The sequence below is a fragment of the Roseisalinus antarcticus genome (assembly GCF_900172355.1).
Classification (GTDB): domain Bacteria; phylum Pseudomonadota; class Alphaproteobacteria; order Rhodobacterales; family Rhodobacteraceae; genus Oceanicola; species Oceanicola antarcticus_A.
In genome coordinates this window covers 1-3,259 of the sequence record NZ_FWFZ01000090.1, presented here as the reverse complement: position 1 = coordinate 3,259, position 3,259 = coordinate 1, and the positions used below count along the sequence as shown (strand labels likewise).

General features: G+C 65.0%; 5 protein-coding genes and 1 pseudogene. 4 read left to right on the top strand and 2 right to left on the bottom strand.

Annotated elements, in window-relative coordinates; all coding sequences use genetic code 11:
• Positions 1-88 (bottom strand): annotated as a pseudogene (locus tag ROA7023_RS24245) (IS5/IS1182 family transposase); the annotation flags it as partial.
• Positions 89-155: 67 nt separating this feature from the next.
• Between ROA7023_RS24245 and ROA7023_RS23155 the strand changes: the two are divergent.
• From ROA7023_RS23155 to ROA7023_RS23140, 4 genes are read left to right on the top strand one after another with little or no spacing between them, the layout of a single operon-like run.
• Positions 156-1,709, top strand: coding sequence for a prohead protease/major capsid protein fusion protein (locus tag ROA7023_RS23155; RefSeq protein WP_370739266.1), 1,554 nt, complete (start codon positions 156-158; stop codon positions 1,707-1,709).
• Between the two features lies 1 nt (position 1,710).
• A complete protein-coding gene (locus ROA7023_RS23150) occupies positions 1,711-1,920 on the top strand; it encodes a phage head-tail joining protein (RefSeq protein WP_085881308.1) in 210 nt (69 codons plus the stop codon).
• A 32-nt stretch (positions 1,921-1,952) separates the two neighbouring features.
• On the top strand, positions 1,953-2,267 hold the full coding sequence (locus tag ROA7023_RS23145) for a DUF2190 family protein (protein ID WP_268808038.1): 315 nt from the start codon (positions 1,953-1,955) through the stop codon (positions 2,265-2,267).
• Positions 2,264-2,578: a hypothetical protein gene (locus tag ROA7023_RS23140; protein WP_085881307.1), complete on the top strand. Its 315-nt coding sequence runs from the start codon at positions 2,264-2,266 to the stop codon at positions 2,576-2,578. The genes ROA7023_RS23145 and ROA7023_RS23140 overlap by 4 nt, the downstream gene beginning before the upstream one ends.
• 86 nt (positions 2,579-2,664) lie before the next feature.
• On the opposite strand, the gene ROA7023_RS23135 is transcribed toward ROA7023_RS23140, so the two are convergent.
• Positions 2,665-2,880 (bottom strand): hypothetical protein, encoded by a 216-nt coding sequence (locus ROA7023_RS23135; RefSeq protein ID WP_085881306.1) that lies wholly within the window; start codon positions 2,878-2,880, stop codon positions 2,665-2,667.
• Positions 2,881-3,259 lie beyond the last annotated feature (379 nt).

The window sequence follows — 3,259 nt, the reverse complement described above, 5'->3', positions numbered from 1 at the left end:
CATCAACGCGTGGCACGCCATGGCTCTTCGGAAAATAGGGCCTCAGCCGCGCCATCTGAGCCTCGCTCAGCCAATACAGATCGCTCATCATGCCCCCTTTGGTTCGGGGACGATGAATCACGCAGACTGCGCAGCCTCAACCCGTTTAATGGGTCCTGAGTCTAGCGGGCATCCTGCGGCATGTCTCGGTCGGCTACTCGGTCGAGGACTGGGCAGAGACGACCGAGAACGGCGTGCGCGTGCTGACCGCCGTACGCTGGACGCCCCAAGAGATTTCCCTGGTGCCGACGCCCGCCGATCCCGGCGCCCATATTCGCATGGAGACAGAGATGACGGACACGACGACCACCCCGACCTCAGACTCGGCACAAGCCGGCAGCAGGTCCGTTGGCGCTTTCAACGCAGCTGGCCCCCGGGCGAGCACCGTTCCCGAGCGGAACGGTGCAGCCAATCGCGCCGAAGCGAACGCCGAGATCCGCTCCATCGCCCGCATCGCCGGGCTGGACCAGTCCTGGATCGACGGCCAGATCGACGGAGGCGCCGATCCCGACACCGCCCGCTGCGCGGCCTTCGAGGCGCTGGCGAAGAGATCCGCGCCGGCGATCCGTACGGAACAGGTCCGCGTCGAGATGGGAGACAGTCACGACGACCCTGCCGTTCGCACCCGCCAGATGGGCGAAGCCCTCTACGCCCGGATCAACCCGCGCCACGAGTTGAGCGAACCGGCGAGGCGCTACGCATACGCCACGCCCGTGGACATGGCGAAGGAGCTGCTGACGCTGCGCGGCGAGTCCACCATGGCGCTGTCGCCCGCGAGCCTCGAGACCAGGGCGCTCCACACCACCTCCGATTTCCCGATCATCCTCGGGGACACGGTGGGCCGGGTGCTGCGCGATGCCTACCAGGCCGCGCCTTCGGGTATCCGCCGTCTCGGCCGCCAGACCACGGCTCGGGACTTCCGCGCGGTGAACAAGATCATGCTGGGCGAGGCGCCGCTGCTGGAGAAGCTGAACGAGCACGGCGAGATCAAGGCCGGGACGATGGCCGAGGCGCGGGAGGCCTACAAGGTCGAGACCTGGGCACGGAAGATCGGCGTCACCCGGCAGGTGCTGGTCAATGACGACCTCGGCGCCTTCGCGGACCTCGCCCGGCGCATGGGTCAGGCCGCGGCCGAGACCGAGGCGCGGATCCTCGTCACCCTGCTCGAGGCGGGCAGCGGCAACGGGCCGACCATGGCGGACGGCAAGACGCTGTTCCATGCGGACCATGGCAACAAAGCGGGCACTGGCGCGGCGATCTCCGACGCGACGCTCTCGGCTGCCCGGCTGGCGCTGCGGACGCAGAAGGGCATCGAGGACCGCACAATCCGCGTGACGCCGCGCAACCTGCTGGTCCCGCCCGCGCTGGAAACCGTGGCCGAGAAATGGCTGGCGAGCATCGCACCCGCTACTGCCGCGGACGTGAACCCCTTCTCCGGGTCGCTCTCGCTGGTGGTCGAACCGCGCCTGTCGAGCGCGACGCGCTGGTACGTCACCGCCGACCCCGGCGAGATCGACGGGCTGGAGTTCGCCTATCTCTCGGGCGCGGAAGGCCCGCAGGTCGAGAGCCGTTCCGGGTGGGACGTGGACGGCGTGGAAATCCGGGTGATCCTCGACTTCGGGGCGGGCTTCATCGACCATCGCGGCTGGTTAGCGAACGCGGGCGCGTAACGTGGCGGACGCCGCCCAGCTCACCGCCTGGCGGGAGGCTCTGATGGCCGCGCGCTATCAGGGCGTCCGCACCGTCGAATACGACGGCAAGCGCGTCACTTATTCGAGTGACGGCGAGATCGCCGCCGCGCTCGCGGACCTCAACCGGCAGATCGCAGGGGCGACCGACCGCATTTCGGTCGTCCGCATCCAATCCTCGAAAGGGCTCTGACCATGAAGAACCATATCTAAAAGGGCGACGTCATCACCGTGCCCGCTCCAGTAGGCGGCATCGCCTCTGGCGAGGGCGTCATCGTCGGCAACATCTTCGGCATCGCCGCATACGCGGCCGCCGTGGGCGATCCGGTCGAACTGGCCACAACCGGCGTCTATCAGCTGCCGAAAGTCACCGCCGCCGTGGTGACGGTTGGCGCTCTGGTGGCGTGGGACAACACGGCCAAGAACATCAACGTGCCGGGCACCGGTCGCTTCCCCGTGGGCATCGCGACCGAGGCTGCTGGGAACGGCGTCACCAGCGTCGCTGTGCGACTGGATGGCGTGGGGACTGTTGCAGCATGATGGAGCAAGATATCCGCGCCGTTCTGCATGGCCTCACCCTGTTAGTCGACGACACGAAGAGGGCGAGTCAGCTTGATGCGATGCGCAACTATGCAGCGATCATGGCTCTGTGCGCCGATCTCCGGAGGGCGGCTGATGAATACAATGGGGCACGGAACATCACCATGGTCATCAGCGAGTTGGAGAACCATATGGCGGCTGTCGCAGGGCTGTTCCCCACTTGGGACCTGCCGAGGGATCAACACCTGACGGGCGCGCACGCTGCCATCAGCAAGCTGGCCAAGGGGACGTGCTTTGGCCAGTCAGCCTAACCGGCAGGGATGTTGCGGCACACAGCATCCCTGTTTTGTGCCCCCCCTCTAATCAGCAAGGTGGGTGCTGAAACTTCGGACTGTGATCAGTCGGCGTGCTCACCCTCGCGGAACGCCATGTCGGTGGTTTCGCGCAGGCGGGCGAGGTAGTGGTCCAGCGTGCCGACATGGCCCCAATTCACCTCCTCGGGGCTGTAACCGAAGTGGTCGGCGCTGTGCGCCACCAGCCGTGCCAGCATTGCGTCGATCTCAGTCTTGGCGGCGATGAAGGCGTCCAGCGCCGCGTCGTTGGTCTTTGGCATGATTATCCCCTTGTTGGTTTCGAGGACATGACGGCTCTGGTTTGCCCAGTGGTCAAGCTCATTCGGCCATGGAACGTCCCACGAACATCTGGTCATCCCGTGTCGCATGGGTGTTGCACGGAAGAAATCGAAACCGGTGTAAGCCTTTGGAATCGCCAAGGAACCAGTTGTTCTGTGTTGCAAATGCAAAAAGCGCCCCGTCTGGCGCCTTGCTTCGGCCTAAGCGTTTGATATCGTTTGTAATTTTGGTTGCGGGAGTAGGATTTGAACCTACGACCTTCAGGTTATGAGGGTCACCCCTGCAACTCAAAAAGTCTTGTGAACTCCGAGACTTATCCAAATTTCGGATACAACACGTCGGCGTCGTGTCGCACGGAAC